Source organism: Oleidesulfovibrio vietnamensis (genome assembly GCF_055388115.1).
This window is the reverse complement of record NZ_AP042419.1, coordinates 2,736,884-2,754,709: the sequence shown is the minus strand read 5'-3', so window position 1 is coordinate 2,754,709 and position 17,826 is coordinate 2,736,884. Positions and strand designations below refer to the sequence as shown.

Below are 17,826 nucleotides of genomic sequence, written 5' to 3'. Positions count from 1 at the left end.
GTGCAAAAAAAAGAATCATGCCCGATGGCTGAAGTATGGACTATAGCTGACTATATCAGGTACGCTGGCAGATGTATATTGTGCGGTGCCTGCCGGAGGCGGGGAAAAATCATCGACGACGTTTCTTTTTGTCTTAATTTGAATCATGTACAACGGTGCTGTTTCGTTCTGTAGTGATGCTTGGGGGATAGAAAGGGCTATGCCAGTTTCCGGTCATATCAAAGCAACCAACGGGAGGTTTCTACATGCAACACCACGACATACCCGGGGCCGCCCCCCAGCCCATCGACAAACTGCTGGCGCCTTTCAGGCGTTTCTTTGCCATCGAGGCATCCAGCGGCATTCTGCTGATGGCCGCCACCGTGCTGGCGCTGGTATGGGCAAACTCGGGCTTTTCTGCATCGTACCATGCGCTGTGGAGCAATAAAGTAACCGTGGGCTTCGGCGACTACGCCTTGTCCAAAGCTCTTATCCTGTGGATCAACGACGGTCTGATGGCCATATTTTTCTTTGTGGTCGGACTGGAGATAAAGCGCGAAATTCTGGCGGGTGAACTGGCATCACCCAGGCAGGCAGCGCTGCCTATTGCCGCGGCCATAGGCGGCATGCTGGTTCCCGCAGGCATTTATCTGGCGCTTAACGGCGGTACCGCTGCCGCCAGCGGCTGGGGCGTGCCCATGGCCACCGACATTGCTTTTGCCCTTGGTATTCTTTCGCTTCTGGGTGACCGTGTACCGCTTAGCCTCAAAGTGTTTCTTACGGCAGTGGCCATTGTGGATGATCTGGGTGCCATTCTGGTCATCGCATTTTTTTATACTGCAAACCTGTCGTTCAGCTTTCTCATGCTGGGGTTTGCGGCGTTTGCGGTCATGCTGCTGCTCAACTGGCTGGGCGTGCGCAGGGTAACCCCGTACCTGCTTGTGGGGCTGGTGCTGTGGTTTGCCCTGCTGAAATCCGGCGTGCATGCCACCATAGCCGGCGTGCTGGGTGCCATGGCCATACCGGCCCGCTCCGCACTGGCACCGGCTGTTCTGCGCGGTACTGCCCGTCAGGCGCTTTCCGTGTTTGAAAACGCCCTTCAGGGCGATACGCCTGTGCTTGCCAGTCAGGATAAATCGCATGCCATACATCATGTGGAAATGCTGACCGAAAAGGCGGGCACACCTTTGCAGCGGCTTGAGCATGCCCTGCATCCGTGGGTGGCATGGTTCATCATGCCTGTCTTTGCTCTTGCCAACGCAGGTGTCACCGTCAGCGCCGAAATGGTGAGTATGCTGTTTGAACCGCTTTCCCTCGGCATATTCTTCGGCCTGCTGCTGGGCAAGCAGGGCGGCGTCACGCTGGCGGTGTGGCTGCTGGTAAAGACCGGTATCGCCAAGCTGCCGAAGGGTGTCGGTCTGGGGATGTACTACGGTATCGGCTGGCTTGCCGGTATCGGCTTCACCATGGCCATTTTCATCGCCACACTGGCGTTTGAAGACCCTGCACATATTGAGGCCGCCAAGATGAGTATTCTTTGTGCCTCGTTTGTGGCCGGTTTCGGCGGGTATATGCTGATGCGTGTGCTGCTGCGCGGTCGCGAGCCTGAAAAGGCTTAGTATCCTCCTGGTTATGAAGGGCGCGGCAACGCGCCCTTTTTTTGTGTCTGCCGCCGGTCAGACCGGTGCGGAAGACCGGTGCCCCGCGCCGGTACGCCTTGCGCGGCGGGCCTGCTGCGGATACAGTCCGGTGACACATTCTGCCATAAGGAAGACAGTACCATGCATATAGCAACAATGGCTGCCAGCGGCCTCAGGCCCATGTATGCCGCTGAGCGGCTGGAAGATTTCATGGCCGCCCGGGGCGGAAATCTGGGCGGCACGTTTCATTGCGGGGTCTACATGGGCACAAGGGTGCTGTGGGATGCCCGGACTGACGAATGCCTTACCGCCGAAGGCGTGGTGGAAACCGCTGCCGGGCATCTGAAACCGCAGTTGCGGCTGATAGCGGAAAGGATTGCCGCCGAAACCGGCACGCTGCCTTCCATGGACGGTATTCTGGTAAGGGTGAAGGACAGCCTGTGCCAGTACCGCATTCTGGATATGGTGGCACCGCTGCCTGTGTGGCGGCAGGTCAATCTGCTTGCCGATGCGGCGGCATTGCTTGAGCCGCAGTTGCCTCATGTCCGTCCGGCTCAGCATTTTCACACTCCCGTGCTGAAAACGGAAAAGCAGATCGCCCGCTGGCTGAAAAGCTGGAAGCGCCCCGGTCTGAGCGGAGTGTTGGTGAAAGACGCGGAAATGTTGTACGCCGCCGGTGAGCATAGCCGCGGCTGCTGCCTCATACCGCTGTAGACGCTGTGCACAGGCTTCGCGCAACGGCTTCGCTGCTGGATTCGGCGGGGACGCTGCTGGTATGACCGGCCTTTGTGTGCCCGTACGGACATGCGGTGGCGCGGCCGGTATACCGTTTTGCCTGAAAGCTGCCTGCGGATGCCGTGCGATGGTTTCGGGCCGTGTATGGCGGGCGGCTGCCGGTGCCCTATTTTCAGTCCGCCTGCTTCGGCCATCTGCTGCCGGTGCCGCTGTCGTCTGAAGGCCGCCGGACAGCTGCTGCGGTTGCCGTGGGAGGGGGTGCACTGCCGGTGCGCGTCTGGCCGGTTGCGCCTCCGGCCGGTGCCCGGGGCGTACAGGCTGACCGTTAGGCGCCGGAACCGGAATGCGTGGCACCGCCGCCCGCACAGCTCTGCAACGCAGTCAGCAGTGCTTTGCGTGTGACGGGTTTTACCAGATGGCCGTCGCAGCCTGCCTGCCTGTATCTGATGATGTCCTGTTGAAAGGCATTGGCTGTCAGCGCTATGACCGGTGTGCGTCTGCCGCTTCCGTGTTCCTGCCTGCGCAGTTGCCGTGTGGCTTCCATGCCGTCCATCACAGGCATGTTGATGTCCATGAGCACAACATCGATATCGTATTGCCCGAAGAGGTGCAGTGCCTGCTGTCCGTCTTCTGCTTCAATGACGGTACAGGGGGTGTCCTGCAGCATCATGCGTACCACGGCCCTGTTGCTGGGGGTGTCTTCGGCCAGCAGCACGGTCAGGGCTGGCAGCGCGGTTGCGTCGTCGCCGGCGGTATCCGGCTGTTCCGCCTCATGGCCGGTCCGTGCTGTTTCTTCCGGCACGGCTGCAAAGCGGGCGGTAAAGGTGACGGTTGTCCCCACCCCGGGTTCGCTTTCCAGTCTTATGGTTCCGCCCATAAGGTCCACAAGGTGTCTGGATATGGCAAGCCCGAGCCCCGAACCGCCGTAGCGGCTGTGGATTGCTGTGGAAGCCTGCGAAAATTTTTGAAAAAGTCTGCTCTGTTCGGCAGGGGTTATGCCTATGCCTGTGTCCCGGACCGTGAAGAGCAGCTCTCCGTCGTGCACGGCATCGGGAGCACGGCTGACATGCAGTGAAACTTCACCGTTGTCGGTAAACTTGACCGCGTTGCCCAGCAGGTTCACCAGTATCTGCTGCAGACGCTGGGCATCGCCCATATGGTTTTTGCGCACATCGGGAGCAATGGTCGCGGCCAGCAGAATGTTTTTCTGACGGGCCTGCAGCGAGAGCATGTCACGCACGCCGTATACCACGGCATGCACGGTAAAAGGCGCACTGGCCAGTGCCAGCTGGCCGCCTTCCACCCGTGTAAGATCCAGTATGTCGTTTATCAGGTGCAGCAGCGATTCACCGGAATTTTTCAGCACATCCATACATTCTTTCTGTTCTGCCGAAAGCGGCGTGCGCAGCATCTGCTCGGCCATGCCCAGTACCGAGTTCATAGGGGTGCGTATTTCGTGGCTCATGTGCGCCAGAAAATCACTCTTTGCCTTGTCGGCTTCTATCATGGCGGTGCGGGTCTGCTCCAGTTCGCGCAGGCGTCTGTGTTCGGTGATGTCTTTGACAAACCCTTCGTAGCGGAATGATTCCGGCTGGCCGGTTTCTTCTTTTGCAATGGTGCGCGCCGAAACAGATATCCACGTGATACCGCCGCCTTTGGTGTAGACCCGGGTTTCGTACCCGTCCACTGCTCCCTTTGCGCGCAGCATCCGCAGCATGCGGGCCAGATCGCGTCTGTTGACCAGCGATTTAAGCGGGGTTGTGCCGCGTTCGGCCAGCAGCTCCATTACTGAAGAATATCCCAGCATGCGTGCAAGGGCGGGGTTGGCGTTAATCAGATAACCGCGGCCTGTGATCTGGAAAATACCTTCCAGCGCGTTTTCAAAGATATCTCTGTATATGGTCTGGGCGTGCCGCAGTGACGATTCGTTGCGTTGCAGTGTGGCTACCATGGCGTTGAATGATTCCGCCAGCCGGCCCACTTCGTCCTGTGCTTCGATGGGGGCGCGGTGCTGCAGTTCGCCGCTGCGTGCCCGGTGCATGGCATCGCGCAGGGCTGTGAGCGGCCGGCGTATGTGCTGCGTAATGAAATGACTGCACACCATGCCCGCGGCAATCACTGTGCCCAGCAGCAGGATTGTAAGCATGGCCGACAGCAGTATGGTGTCGCGCCGTACATGCGACAGGTCGTAGGCTACGGTTACAAATCCCTGCAGTTCGCCTATGACCATAAGTGCCGAAGTATGATAAAGCAGCGGGACACCGTTTTCTGTTCCGCGCGCATCCACATCGCCCTGTGCAAGGATGGCCATCTCGGCACCGGTGAGAGGCAGCGGGCGTTCGGGGCGGGTATGTATGAGCGGTTTACCTGATTTGTCGTACACGGTGATGGAATAAACATCGTCGGTTTCCTGCAGGTCGGCAGCGGTGCTGCGCAGCGCGCGGATGTGTCCCACGAAAATCTGATTTGCCAGATCATTTTCGCGCTGGAGCACAAGAGCATGCAGCAGCCGCTCGGTGCGGGAGGTTATCTGGGCGTTGTGATAATGTATGAAACTGCTTGCCGTCACAGTGTACAGAGCACAGCACAGCAGGGTGAACAGCATGAGGGTGACGGTGAATCTGCGTTTGAGAGGGGTTCGGTTCATTGAGCCTCCCGCGGGGAAAGCGTGACAGTCTGTACCGGCCGGGCCGAACCGTTGCGCAGCTGCAGGATATGAACAGGTCCGGGGGGCGGTGCACCGTCGGCGTCAAAGTGCAGCGGACCGGTCAGCCCGTGCCAGTAAGTCTGCGCCAGAGCTTCGCGCACCGCGCGCGGGTCGCACGAACCCGCACGGCGGGCGGCGGCCAGCAGCACACAGGCCGCATCGTAGCCCAGCGCTTCCAGACTGCCGGCAAAGTCTCTGCCCAGATAACGCAAGGCATGGGTGCGGGCCAGCAGCCACGGTGCCTTGCAGAATGCACGCATGGGAGTGATATGCCCGCGGCACCGGTCATGATGATTTTTTGCGGCACCGGCCGGTTCTTCGGGTATCCATTGTGCCATATAATAGGCATTTTCCGCAGCGGCGGCCGCGTAGCGGGGCAGGGTGGCGTCCCATGCATCGCCCCCTGCAAATACTGTCTTCAGCCCCATGCCGGCGGCCTGCTGAATGAACAGTCCGCTGGAACGCATGAAGTCGGGCAGGAAGACGCATTCCGGCTTCAGCCGCAGCAACTGGTGTATAATGACGGAAAAATCCTGCTGACGGTCCAGATATTGTCCCCGCCAGACGACTTCACCGCCCTGCCTGATGGCTTCATCCACAAACGATTCCGACATGGAAATGCTGTAATCGCTGCTGATGTTGGTTATGATGGCCACGCGTGAAAGTCCCAGATGCCGCGTGATGAACCGCGCCATGGCGTTGGCGTTGGCTGTGTCGCCGTTGCAGATGCGGAAAATGTACGGCCTGCCGCGGATGACAAGCGGGTGGGATGCCGAAGGCGTGATGGTGGGTATACGCGCGCGGTCCAGCACTTCGGCCATGGCAAGGGCCTGCGTGCTGGCAGACGGCCCGATGATGCCCAGCGGCGGTGTATGCACCAGTTGTCTGGCGGCATGGCGTGCTTCCAGCGGAGAAGACCCCAGCGGAATGAGCACGGTGCGTATCGGCTGCCCCATGAGTCCGCCCAGAGAGTTGAACACGGCCACGGCAACACGCACTCCGTGCTGGAAAGATACTTCGGCGGGGTCGGTCACGGGGGATACGGCGGCTATGCCCAGCACTGCCGGACCCTGTCTGCCGCCGGCAAAGGCCGGAAGAGCAGCCGCAAGGCACAGCACAGCCAGCAGGGCTGCCGTCAGAACATCTGCGGCCCTGTACCGGACAGAATATACCGTACTGCGTCCCCCCATTGTCACTCCCCACAAAAAAGAATCATTCTTAATACATGCAATGGCGGAATCAGGCAAGAGGGTTAGATACTTGCCTTGACCGGTGGAGTATGCCAAATGAGCGCAGCAGCTTTGCGCCACAATGTTTTTTATCAATATTCCGCAGCATACACCCGCAACTCAGGAGCTTTGCCATGACAGTCATCGGTACCCCTTTAAGTCCTGTTAGAACCAGAATAATGCTGCTCGGCTCCGGCGAGCTGGGCAAAGAGGTCGCCATTGAGGCAATGCGGCTGGGAGCGGAAGTTGTGGCGGTGGACCGCTATGCCGGTGCTCCCGCCATGCAGGTGGCCCACCGCTCGCACGTTATTTCCATGCTGGACGCGGATGCGTTGCGGCGGCTTATTGCCGAAGAACGCCCTGACTTTGTGGTGCCGGAGATAGAGGCCATCGCCACGGACGTGCTGGAAGAACTGGAAAGTGATTCTCTTACCGTGGTGCCGACGGCCCGCGCCGCCCGCCTGACCATGAACAGAGAAGGCATACGCCGTCTGGCTGCGGAAGAGCTGGGACTCAGAACTTCCCCGTACCGCTTTGCGCAGACAGAAGATGAATACCGCCGCGCAGTGGAGGAGCTGGGCATGCCCTGTGTGGTCAAGCCGGTCATGAGCTCTTCGGGCAAAGGCCAGAGCGTGGTGCGCAGTGCGGATGACATCGCAGATGCGTGGGCGTATGCCCAGTCCGGCGGCAGAGCCGGCGGCGGACGGGTCATCGTCGAATCATTCGTCGATTTTGATTACGAGATCACACTGCTTACCGTGCGGCACTGCAACGGTACTTCTTTCTGCGAGCCCATCGGCCACAGGCAGGAAGACGGAGACTACCGTCAGTCGTGGCAGCCGCAACCCATGAGCGCGGCCGCGCTGGAGCAGGCCCGGCATATGGCGCAGGCCGTGACACAGGCGCTGGGCGGTTACGGACTGTTCGGGGTGGAGCTGTTCATCAAAGGTGATACCGTCTGGTTCAGCGAGGTGTCCCCGCGGCCTCATGATACAGGGCTTGTTACGATAGCTTCTCAGAATCTTTCGGAATTTGCGCTGCATGTGCGTGCCGTTCTGGGGCTGCCGGTGCCGGTCATCCGCCAGTACGGGCCCGCTGCATCCAGCGTTATTCTGGCAGAAGGCAGTTCTGCCCGGACCCGCTTCGGTAATCTGCAGGAAGCGCTCGGCGAGCCGGATACTTCTCTGCTGCTGTTCGGCAAGCCGGAAGTGCAGGGCCGCAGACGCATGGGGGTGGCTCTGGCTCTGGGCGAAACAGTGGAGCAGGCTGTGGAAAAGGCGTGCCGCGTTTCAGACGCCGTCAAGGTCATGCTGTAATCCGCATTGTTCCGGAACGCCCGCGCAGCCGCGCGGGCGTTTTGCGTTATGCCGTGCTTTGTGCGGCACAAATGTTACTGACGCGGCAGGAGCCGTGCGGTACATGGTGCGTATGAAGATATTGTTCGTTCATCCCAATTTTCCGGCCCAGTTCCGCCATATGGCAGCCGCACTGGGACGGGCCGAGCACCGGCACGAGGTGGTTTTTCTTACCGCTGCCCCGCGTCGCGACTGGTCTATTCCCGGTGTGCGCACGGTGCGTTATGCGCCGGATTCCTGCGGCGGAGCGTTGCCGCAGCAGGGAACGGGGGCGTATTTCGCACGGTGTACCGCTGTGGGAAGCGGGGTTTTCAGCGCCTGCAGGGCGTTGCGTGCAGAAGGCTTCGAGCCCGATGTCATGGTGGCCCACTCGGGATGGGGCAGTTCATATTTTTTGCGCGACGCTTTTCCTCAGGCACGGCTGCTGTCTTATTTTGAATGGTATTACAACGCCGCGGGAGCCGATGTGGGCTTTGACCCGCAGGAGCCGGTCACGGATGCCATGCGTCTGGCGCTGCGCACCCGCAATGCTGTCATTCTCAACGATGCGGCGGAGTGCGACTGGAGCTATACCCCGACCCGCTGGCAGGCGTCGCAGTTTCCTGCCGTGGCCAGAGCGCGCATGAGCGTGCTGCATGACGGTGTGGACACGGGATTTTTTATCCCTGCCGCCGATAAAGCGCAGACCGCGGCCGCACTGCTGCGCGGGCTGGGTGTGGCGTGGACGCCGCGCACACGCCTTGTCACATGGGCGGGGCGGGGCATGGAGCCTTACCGGGGCTTTGTGCAGGTTATGGAAGCTCTGCCCGCCATCGTGGCGCACAATCCGGATGTTCATGTGCTTATGGTGGGTGAAGACCGCGTGTGTTACGGCAGGCGGCCGCCGTCGGGTAGCGGCTGGAAACAGGTCATGCTGGAGCGGATAGCGCCGCTGATGCCCGCCGGAGAAGCTGTGGAGCGGCGGATTCATTTTACCGGCGCACTGCCGTACGGCGTGTACAAAACGGTGTTGCAGGCTTCCGATGTGCATATGTACCTGACACGGCCTTTTGTGCTGTCGTGGTCAATGCTGGAAGCCATGAGCTGCGGAGCGTTGCTTGTCGGATCGGACACGCAGCCTGTGCGCGAGGTGCTGACCCACGGCGAAAACGGTTTTCTGGTGCCTTTTTTCGCTCCGCAGGCTCTGGCCGATACGGTGTGCGCATGCCTTGACCGGCTGGATGATCTGGCGCCGGTGCGTGCACGCGCGCGGGAAACCGTGACAGGGCGCTACGCTCTTGCGCGCACTCTGCCTGCCCAGCTGCGCATGCTGCATAATCTTGCAGAAGGAAAACCTGCGCTGGACGGCCTGCTGCCGGTTTCCGCAGGGCGGGGGTGAGGTGCGGGCACCGGCTTTCCGTAAATTGTGCAGGCTGATCTGCCATACAGGCAGGCGCCCCGTTTTCACAGGGCGCCTTTTTCTTTTCTGTCGGTGCGGATACGGGCAGTACATACTGCCGCAGCAGGCCTACATGACCAGATTGACTTTTTCCGGGCTCAGTCTGCGTTCCAGCCGCGCGGCGTATACCGACATGGCATAGCAGCAGACAAAATAGAGCACTGCCACGGTTGTCCATATTTCAAAAGGATAGACCATGAGCCTGTTATCCAGCCCCTGTGCCACAAAGGTCAGTTCAAGCACGCCGATGACAAAAGCCAGCGACGTATCCTTGAAGATGGCGATGAACTGGCCGACAATGGCGGGAATCATCTGTTTGAGTGCCTGCGGCAGTACAATTCTGCGCATGGTCTGAAAATAGCTAAGCCCAGTGGAGTAGGCGGCCTCCACCTGACCTGCAGGTATGTTCTGCACGCCGGCGCGCACTATTTCTGCCAGATACGCACCGGTGAATACGGTCAGGGCGATGGTTGCCGACCAGAACACATCAAAATATGCGCCGAACACCACCGGCAGGAAAAAGTAAATCCAGAAAATGACGATGATCAGCGGGTTGCCGCGGATTATTTCGATGTACACAAGACAGGGGAGCCTGAATATTCTGTTGCGGGCGCACCTGCCCAGCCCCACAGCCAGACCGATGAAAAAGCTGACGGAAATGGCGATGAGCGCCATGAGCAGCGAGCTGGCAAGGCCGCCAAGACCCATGAATATTTCGTTTTCTGAGCCGTTTGGAAAATGCCAGATAAGCAGTGCGCTGATGTTGTCGGCAATGACGCTCCACTCGAATCCCATCAGCCCCCGGACTGCCGTGTACAGCAGGCCCGCCAGCAGCGCCAGATATGCTCCCTTGAGTGAAAGTACAAGCATGCTGCGGGCCCTGACTGCAGCCGCACGCCATGCGCTGACTCTGGGGGCAAGCCCCCCTGCGCGGCGGCCTGCGCGGCGCGCGTTCAGGGCGCTGCGCACGGGCCGGTACAGCAGGTTGCGCAGCGCGGCAAGAGGTGCCAGCAGCGCGTTGATGAACATTACGGAAACACTGCGGCCCTGCATGGTATCCAGACGCAGCTTGCCGTTCACCCCGTTCATGATGAACGAGATGATGAGCGAGAGAGACAGATAGAGCACCGTGGCCGCGGTGGTGGCTTCAAAGCCTCTGAACGTCAGTGACTGAACCTGCTGTGAGTGCCATGTGAGTTCGGCAACGCCGATGACCATGGCCAGCGAGGAGTTTTTCATGTTGTTCAGAAACTCGCTGCCCAGCGGCGGAATAATGGTGCGGAAGGCCAGCGGCAGAATGATGCGTGTGAGCACCTGAAAATAGCTGAGTCCCGAAGAGTAAGCGGCTTCAAGAAGCCCTTTGGGAATGGATTGCAGGCCGGCCCGGATGACTTCGGCCATGAAAGAGCCTGTATATACGCCCAGTGCCGATACGGCGCACCAGAATTCAAAATTCTGCTCAAAAACCCATTGGCGGGCCGCTTCGGGCAGCACGTTGGGAAAAGCGAAATACCAGAAAAAAAGCTGTACCAGCAGAGGGGTGTTGCGGAAAAATTCCACCACAACGGATGCGGAAATACGCAGCGGTCTGAAAGCGGACAGGCGGGCCAGCCCGAGCATTGTTCCCAGCCCCAGCGCCAGCGCCGAACTGATAAGCGAAATGTTGACGGTGGTTACCAGCCCGCGGAGCATCTCCGCGCCCAGATTGAGCTTGTATGTTTCGTTCTGCGTGTACAGAACCGACCATTCGAACTGGTAGCCGAAGTTGAAGACCCATCCGAAATAATAGATGCCGAGCAGTGTCGTGGTGCACAGCAGGGTGTATTGCACCCATGTTTTATCAAGCCAGTATCGTAGCATGGTGTCGCCGGAACGTTGGGGAAGGGCAGCCTTCCGTTAGCCTTGAAAGCTGCGCAAGCCCGGCATGCCGGGCTTGCGCTGAACATTAATCGGGATGCGGCGCCGCAGAGGCTACGGCCACAGCTCGATCTGATCGCTCATGGGCATTTCAAAGGGGGTGCCGGGGCCGTACCACTTGTTGTAGATTTCCATGTAGGTGCCGTCGCGCCACATGTCCTGAATGGCCATGTTGACGGCGTCACGCAGGGCCGAATCATCCTGCGGCAGACCCATGCCGTAGGGTTCGTCGCTCAGGAAATCTCCCACCAGTTCGTAGGCGCCGGGGGTTTTGGATGCATAACCCAGCAGAATGGTGGCGTCGGTGGACCAGCCTGCCACGCGGCCGGACTGCAGTGCCTGAAAGCACTGTGATTCCTTCTGGTAGGAAATTACGTTTTTGTCGTAGTCAGGATCACCGGCTGCCTTCAGCGCTGCTTTCAGGTTCAGTTCCGACGTGGTGCCCTGCATGGTGGCTATTTTTTTGCCGACCATGTCGTTAAGCGAGGTGAACTGCCCTTTTTTTGCCAGCACTTTCTGGCCGTCAAAGAAGTAGGTGATTGAAAAATCGATTGATTTGTCACGTTCGCGGGTGTGCGTCATGTTGGCCACGGAAATGTCAATGCGGCCCTGCTGCAGAAACGAAATACGGGTCTGGTTGTTTACTGCCACGCGGTCGATTTCCACACCCATCCGCTTGGCCACTTCAGTGGCTATGTCGTAGTCAAAGCCGACCCATTCACCTTTTTCGTTGTAAAAGGCGCCGGGGATGGAGTCGGTCATGATGCCGACCCGCACTTTTTTGGTCTGCATGATTTTGTCGTATACGGGGCCTGCAAAGGCCGCCGATGCGACAAACATGGTCATAGCCACTGCCAGAGCGACAATTTTCGCCATACGCATGTTGAATAACTCCCTGTTTGGATTCCCTGTGCGGCGGACGGGCATGCCGTGCCGTCGTGGTAATGCGAAAACCCCGCCGCACCGGCGCGGACGGGGTGAATCACGTATTGCTAGTGCGCAAGGATTTTGCTCAGAAACTCCCTGGACCGTTCATGACGGGGATTGCTGAAAAACTCTTCCGGCGTGTTTTCTTCCACCAGTACGCCGTAATCCATGAATATGACCCTGTCAGCCACTTCACGGGCAAAGCCCATTTCGTGGGTGACACACACCATGGTCATACCCTCGCGTGCCAGTGTTTTCATCACGTCCAGCACCTCGTTGATCATCTCCGGATCAAGGGCGGAGGTGGGCTCGTCAAACAGCATTATCTTGGGTTTCATGGCCAGCCCGCGGGCAATGGCCACGCGCTGCTGCTGACCGCCGGAAAGCTGCCCCGGATAGGCATTGGCCTTGTCGGGAATGTTCACTTTTTCAAGCAGTTCCATGGCTGTGCGTTCTGCTTCGGCTCTGGGAATGCCGCGCACCAGCTGGGGCGCCAGTGTAACGTTTTCCAGCACGGTCATGTGCGGATACAGATTGAACTGCTGAAAAACAAAACCCACCTCGGCCCGCAGCAGCGTCAGATTCACCCGCGGATCGCTCATGTTCATGCCGTCGACAATTATGTCACCCTTCTGCACGGGTTCCAGTTTATTGATGCAGCGTATGAGCGTTGACTTGCCGGACCCGGAAGGCCCGCAGATGACCACGACTTCGCCTTTGTTGATGTGCAGGTTGATATCTTTGAGCACATGCAGCCCGCTGTCGAACCACTTGTGCACATGGTCAAACCGGATCACGTAATACTCCCTGTATTGAATGGAAGAAGCCTCTGGCCCTTCACGGAATGGAGAGGAAAAAATGTTCCCCGCTCAAAGCGAGTAGCAAAAACGCGGCCCTTGGGCAAGAAGTCATGAGCCTGAATTACAAATTTGTTATCACTTTGCAGGTGCGAAATATTTATGGGGAAATTCAGTAAAGACAAGGCGCTGTGTGCGCGATCAATGAATGGCCGGGCACACAGCGGCCGCACCGGGCGGCAAAAGAAGGCAGAAAGGGGTCGGGGAAGCTGCTTTTACCCTGTCAGATGAACAGTGTTGTAAAAATCAGTCTGCTGTTGCGCAGGGAAGGATGAAATAGAAATTGTTACCGTCGGGCCACGGCTCGTATCCGGTCTCGCCGTCGTGCAGGTCTACAATTTCGCGGACAAAAAAAAGTCCGTGGCCGGTACCGTATTCGTGGTCGGTATTGTTGCCGCGAAAGTCTGCAGTGAACAGGTTGGGCACATCGGAGGCGCCTATGGCGGGGCCGGTGGTGAAAACATCCACGCGCGCACCGTCTTTTCCCGGGCCGAAATGGTCGGGAACGCGGCTGACTCTGCAGCGGACATACCGCGCAGGGCGGTCGGCAGCCTGAGGCGGGCGGGCGTATTTGACGGCATTGGAAAGCAGATTGGCCAGTACCTGACTTATAAGCCCCATGTCAGCGGGAATCATAAGCGGAGTGCCGCCTGTTTCGGCTTCCTGAAAGATGGCTATGTCTTTTTCGCCGAACCGGCTGCGGAAGCGCTCCACCTGCGGGGTGACAATGCGGCTGTGCAGGTCGAAAAGTGTGCGCTGCAGCACATAGTGCCCTTTTTCAAAATGACTCTGGCGCAGCAACGTTTCCAGAAAAAGACTGGTCTGCTGGAAATGCCTGTAAATTTCTTTGTACTGCTCGCTCAGCCTGTCGTGCACATAGCTCAGTTTGCGAAAGGCGTCCGACTGGCCGGATCCTGCCATGCGCTGGCCCGCCATTTCATTCAGGGCTTCGGAAAGGGCGTGAATCTTGCCGTCCAGCTGGCGGAACAGCAGCTTGAAGTACATGTTGGGCACAATGACATTATGGCCGATGTCGTGCACCAGACTGTTGATGAAGCGTATGTGCTCGCTGTTTTTCATGAACAGCAGCTTGTTGTGCAGCTGAAATCCCAGCCGGTTTGCAAATTTTTCGTAATACAGCTGTTCCGGAGGGGGGGCGCCGTCAGCGGGCAGGATGACAAGCACCCCCAGTCTGCCCCCTGCAAGCGGAGAAGAAGGCGCCGGAGAAGCGGATGTTTTGCCGCGTACGGGCAGGCACAGGTGGTTTTTTATCACCCGCGGGCCGTCGTCGGGCGAAAGCTGGTCCACATCGGCCGCGTTAACGCCGCAGGCAGGCCCCTGAGAGCAGCAGCGCAGCACCAGTTTGCCGGCGGAATCGGCTATGAACAGCGCCGATTCCACTGCAAAGAATGATTTGAGCACCAGAACGGCAAGGCTGTAGACCTCTTCCACGGTTTCAAATTCCTGCGCAAGGTCAAAGAACACATTGAATGCCCGCGTCTGGTGGGTGCTGAAGCCATAGCGTTCATAGTCCCGCATTTTGGAGTCGATGCGCTGACGCACATGCTCGAAGTGCTGTTTGTCGCAGTTCACCTCGGCATCTCTGGGCAGATTCATGGTGTTCATCGCTTCCCCGTCACGGTTCGGTTGCGCTGGATGTTTTTTAAAAATATGCCCCATTTTTTTCTCCGCGCCAACTGTTTGCAAAAAATACATATCCGTGCGGTGCACATCGCGGTGTTTCATTGACTTGTGGCTGCTGCAAAACGTAACAAAAGAACAGCCGTTGCGGGGGTATGGCACGGTGGAACAAGGGGGTGGAATGAACGCTGCGGTGCTGGGAATATATGCACTGGACCTGACAGCCGCGCGGGGCGGGAAAACCGGCTGCGTGGCTATGGACGACGATCCCGTGCTGGTTTTTGTCATGCGCGGAGCGCAGGGCCGTCTGACGGGACAGCCTTTGTGCGCCTGCGGTATGCCCAGCGGGTACCTGCATCCTGTGGATGAAGACGACCTGCTGGAAAACTACCGTCCGGAACTGGGCGCGCCGCTGAAACGTATTCAGACGGTGGCTGCAGGCATACTGCGCAAAATGGCAGCCGAGAGTGCGCGCGCGGGTGCCGTGGACAAGCTGTACCGGCACGGGGCGGCTGTTATAGAGGTTGCTCCCTGCCCGCAGGAATGGCTGGACAACGACGAACAGCTGCTGGTTTCCGGCATGCTGGCCGTCATGCGGCACGAGTTGCTGCCCGCAGTGCCTGCCGTGGCCTGTGATACCGCCGTGCTGCGGCATCAGGGGCTGCATGCCGCGCTGTGTTCACTGGTTGACAGCGGGCAACTGCTTTCGGGGCATCTGCGCTGTGCCGCGGCGTGTGCCATAGCCTGCCGCAAGCGCGGCAACCATGCACGGGCCATTGAAATTTACCGTCAGGCACTGGCACTGCGTGAAGATGATCATATCCTTTTCAATCTGGCCCGGGCATTGTTCGAGTCGGACAGCGTGCAGGAGGCAAAGCATTGTCTGGAGCGTGCGCTGGAAATTAATCCGCGGCTGGAAATGGCCGGCAGATTTCTTTCGTTTCTGCAGGCTGCGGAACAGAATGGCTGAACATGCGCCGGTCTTTGCCTGCGGACAGAGGCCACGGAGGAGAATTTATGGAGTGTAGCGGATATAAACCGGCCGGAGACGAGCGCCGGCTAGAAGAGCGGATTCCGCTGGATGCCCCCGTGTTTGCCACTGTGCGGCATGAAGAGCATACCATTATGGTCATGCTGGACGACGTGAGTCTGGGCGGTGTGCGGCTGCGGCTGGCGCCCGGTCAGACCGCACCGTCGTGGCTGTGCGCCGGTTGCGGCGTACTGCTCGAAGACTGGCCTTTTCCGGCCGGAACCGCTGCTCCGCTGTCTGCCAGTGTCATGTGGCTGGATGGCGGGCTGTGCGGCCTGCAGTTTGATGCGCGGCTGAACCTTACCCGGCAGGAACTGCAGCGTCTTGTGGAAGCATCTGTATAGTCCTTCCGCGGCAGAGTGCAGGCACGCCGGAAAGCCGTGCCCGATGGTGTACGCCGTCAGAAACCGCACCGCCTGCTGTTGCGGCGGACGGCTCTGCCCGCACGGGGGGCGTGTGCGCGGCATCAGTGGCCGGAATATGCCATGACGTGATTCAGGCTGCGGGTGGCCTCGGTCATGGTTCCGGCGCTGATGGTGTAGCGGGTCAGCGTCCATGCATCCATATCTATGTAGTCTATCTTGCCTTCCGTTGCGGGCTGCAGCGCCTGCCTGACAATGTCCACCACCTCTTCAATGGGATAGTACATGCCTTCGTAGGAAATCAGCAGCATATCGCCGTTGCGTTCCAGCACTTCGGTGCCGTCTTCCTTCTGCGGCTGTTCGTTGCGCAGGGCGCATTCAAGGGCTTCTCCGGCGGGCGAGATATGCCCGTAAACTTTGATAAGAATATGTTGCATGGCGGTATGGCAGCGCTCCGGCGGGGCAGCGGCTAAAGGGTGAAGCGTCCGTTTTCGTAAATGGTGCGTTTTTCACCGCTGCGCAGCAGGGCGGTGACGCGTTTTGATTCTGTGTTGACCATATCCCAGTGCAGGGTGGACGTGTTGAAGCCGAAACTGCACCGCAGTCCGGGGGTAAGGTCTTCCGGCGGACCGTCAAAGGTGTTGCTGTATGACTGGCCGAGAGCGATATGCATGGAACCGTGCCGCCCGCCGTGGTTTTCGTCATACAGCGTATTGGCCATGAATCTGCCGATGCGCGAAAAACGTCTGTCCACCAGTGCATATTCTCCCAGCAGGGCGGCACCGGGATCACTGTTCACCTGCTCAACAGCAAAACTGTGTCCTTCTTCGGCTGTCAGTGACGTCACCCGTCCGCCTTTGAACTCAAGTCTGATGCCTTTGACAATGTTGCCCGACCGGTAGGAGGGCAGGTCGGCGTAATACACCCCTTCGGTGCCCCTGCAGTCGGGCGAGACATACATCTCGAAGCTGGGGATGTTCCGCCCCGTGATGCCCGCCCACACCCTGCGTTCTCCCAGAGTCACAAGCAGATCGACCGAATCGGATTCCGTGCGCAGACTGACCATGTCCATGCTGTTCAGCCAGTTGCGGATGTCTTCGGCATGACGGGCAAGCATGCGCCATGACTGCACCGGATCGCCTTCGGTAAGCAGGCAGGCGTTTTTGATTTCGTGTGCATACTCTGCCAGCGAAAGGCCCGCGGCCTGTGCCTGTGCCTCGGTGGGATAGACGCACAAAGTCCAGCCGAAGGCCCCCATTTCTTCGCGGGTGCGTGTTATGTGCTGAACAGGCTGACGCGACTGCTGGTGCATGGCAAGCCGTTCCGGTTCTACGCCGGAAAGGTGCGTAAGCGATTGCGGTGCAAGCAGTGATATGGTGCCGTGCAGGTGATTGTGCAGGTCGCGCTCGCCGGGGATGAGCGTGGTAAGCCGCTTGTTGTTGGCTTTGGTGTACAGGTCACGTTCCATGCGCGGGGTAGGCAGCATGCGCGGTACGGGAATCATGCCTTCGTCGTGGAGAAGCGCGCACAGTTCTTCCGCCAGCGGCAGCGCGGGCAGGTGGTACCGCACAAGTATGAAGCTGCTTTTGGCCAGCGGGCTTTTTTTGCCGCGCTTCAGCCCCCACAGCAGTACTTCGGCATATTTCTCCAGTTCATCGGGGGTAAAGACGGGTGTGAACATGATTGTGCCTCCGGCGCAAGTGTGCGTCATGCCGCGCCGGAGGGCAAGTCTTTTGAAAATGCCTGACCGGACGAAGCAGCCGGCTGCCAGCACCGCGAACCGGCACCCCACACAAAGGCAGAGAGTAAAAAAAGAGCATGCCGCGAGCGGAAGGTTCGCGGCATGCAGGCAGTTGCAGAGCGTTTGCGCTGTATATCGTTTCCGTTCTGTACGACCGGAAGTGATTGCATGATGTTGACGGCCTGCTGCGCGTTGCCGGGGCGGCACACCCGCCCCGGCGCCACACGGCACACACAGTAGCATCGCGGGTATCATAACCCGCAAAGGA

The 17,826-nt window shown here is 59.0% G+C and carries 14 protein-coding genes; 6 read left to right on the top strand and 8 right to left on the bottom strand.

What is annotated here, in order from left to right; all coding sequences use genetic code 11:
• The first annotated feature begins 245 nt into the window (after nt 1–245).
• Both nhaA and ACZ5D1_RS12385 read left to right on the top strand, forming a co-directional pair.
• Complete coding sequence (gene nhaA, locus ACZ5D1_RS12390) at nt 246–1,598, top strand: Na+/H+ antiporter NhaA (protein WP_011368586.1); 1,353 nt, start codon at nt 246–248, stop codon at nt 1,596–1,598.
• A gap of 162 nt (nt 1,599–1,760) precedes the next feature.
• Entirely contained in the window at nt 1,761–2,333 is a 573-nt protein-coding gene (locus ACZ5D1_RS12385; RefSeq protein ID WP_011368585.1) for a hypothetical protein, read from the top strand.
• Between the two features lie 346 nt (nt 2,334–2,679).
• On the opposite strand, the gene ACZ5D1_RS12380 is transcribed toward ACZ5D1_RS12385, so the two are convergent.
• Both ACZ5D1_RS12380 and ACZ5D1_RS12375 read right to left on the bottom strand, forming a co-directional pair.
• Nucleotides 2,680–5,001: a hybrid sensor histidine kinase/response regulator gene (locus tag ACZ5D1_RS12380; RefSeq protein WP_464555018.1), complete on the bottom strand. Its 2,322-nt coding sequence runs from the start codon at nt 4,999–5,001 to the stop codon at nt 2,680–2,682.
• Nucleotides 4,998–6,251 (bottom strand): ABC transporter substrate-binding protein, encoded by a 1,254-nt coding sequence (locus tag ACZ5D1_RS12375; RefSeq protein ID WP_464555017.1) that lies wholly within the window; start codon nt 6,249–6,251, stop codon nt 4,998–5,000. Before ACZ5D1_RS12375 ends, ACZ5D1_RS12380 begins: the two co-directional genes overlap by 4 nt.
• A 173-nt stretch (nt 6,252–6,424) precedes the next feature.
• Between ACZ5D1_RS12375 and purT the strand changes: the two genes are divergently transcribed.
• Complete coding sequence (purT, locus tag ACZ5D1_RS12370; protein WP_464555015.1) at nt 6,425–7,606, top strand: formate-dependent phosphoribosylglycinamide formyltransferase; 1,182 nt, start codon at nt 6,425–6,427, stop codon at nt 7,604–7,606.
• Between the two features lie 103 nt (nt 7,607–7,709).
• A complete protein-coding gene (locus ACZ5D1_RS12365; RefSeq protein ID WP_464555014.1) occupies nt 7,710–9,023 on the top strand; it encodes a glycosyltransferase in 1,314 nt (437 codons plus the stop codon).
• Nucleotides 9,024–9,152: 129 nt separating this feature from the next.
• Here the strand turns inward: ACZ5D1_RS12365 and ACZ5D1_RS12360 are convergent, their stop codons facing one another.
• The 4 genes from ACZ5D1_RS12360 to ACZ5D1_RS12345 form a co-directional block, all read right to left on the bottom strand.
• Nucleotides 9,153–10,943 (bottom strand): amino acid ABC transporter permease, encoded by a 1,791-nt coding sequence (locus ACZ5D1_RS12360; protein WP_011368580.1) that lies wholly within the window; start codon nt 10,941–10,943, stop codon nt 9,153–9,155.
• Nucleotides 10,944–11,054: 111 nt separating this feature from the next.
• Nucleotides 11,055–11,882, bottom strand: a complete 828-nt coding sequence (locus ACZ5D1_RS12355; RefSeq protein ID WP_011368579.1) for a transporter substrate-binding domain-containing protein — start codon at nt 11,880–11,882, stop codon at nt 11,055–11,057.
• A gap of 110 nt (nt 11,883–11,992) precedes the next feature.
• Nucleotides 11,993–12,724, bottom strand: coding sequence for an amino acid ABC transporter ATP-binding protein (locus ACZ5D1_RS12350; RefSeq protein WP_011368578.1), 732 nt, complete (start codon nt 12,722–12,724; stop codon nt 11,993–11,995).
• Nucleotides 12,725–13,030: 306 nt separating this feature from the next.
• Nucleotides 13,031–14,410: a sensor histidine kinase gene (locus ACZ5D1_RS12345; RefSeq protein ID WP_027181872.1), complete on the bottom strand. Its 1,380-nt coding sequence runs from the start codon at nt 14,408–14,410 to the stop codon at nt 13,031–13,033.
• A 196-nt stretch (nt 14,411–14,606) separates the two neighbouring features.
• Between ACZ5D1_RS12345 and ACZ5D1_RS12340 the strand changes: the two genes are divergently transcribed.
• Both ACZ5D1_RS12340 and ACZ5D1_RS12335 read left to right on the top strand, forming a co-directional pair.
• The gene (locus ACZ5D1_RS12340) at nt 14,607–15,395 is read left to right on the top strand and encodes a tetratricopeptide repeat protein (protein ID WP_011368576.1); all 789 of its coding nucleotides are present in this window, start codon (nt 14,607–14,609) and stop codon (nt 15,393–15,395) included.
• Between the two features lie 47 nt (nt 15,396–15,442).
• Nucleotides 15,443–15,799, top strand: a complete 357-nt coding sequence (locus tag ACZ5D1_RS12335; protein ID WP_011368575.1) for a PilZ domain-containing protein — start codon at nt 15,443–15,445, stop codon at nt 15,797–15,799.
• Between the two features lie 122 nt (nt 15,800–15,921).
• Here ACZ5D1_RS12335 and ACZ5D1_RS12330 read toward each other — a convergent pair whose 3' ends face one another.
• Nucleotides 15,922–16,254 (bottom strand): hypothetical protein, encoded by a 333-nt coding sequence (locus ACZ5D1_RS12330; RefSeq protein ID WP_464555012.1) that lies wholly within the window; start codon nt 16,252–16,254, stop codon nt 15,922–15,924.
• A 32-nt stretch (nt 16,255–16,286) separates the two neighbouring features.
• Nucleotides 16,287–17,498 carry an aminopeptidase gene (locus ACZ5D1_RS12325; protein ID WP_464555011.1) on the bottom strand — a complete coding sequence of 404 codons (1,212 nt, stop codon included), beginning with the start codon at nt 17,496–17,498 and terminating at the stop codon, nt 16,287–16,289.
• Nucleotides 17,499–17,826 lie beyond the last annotated feature (328 nt).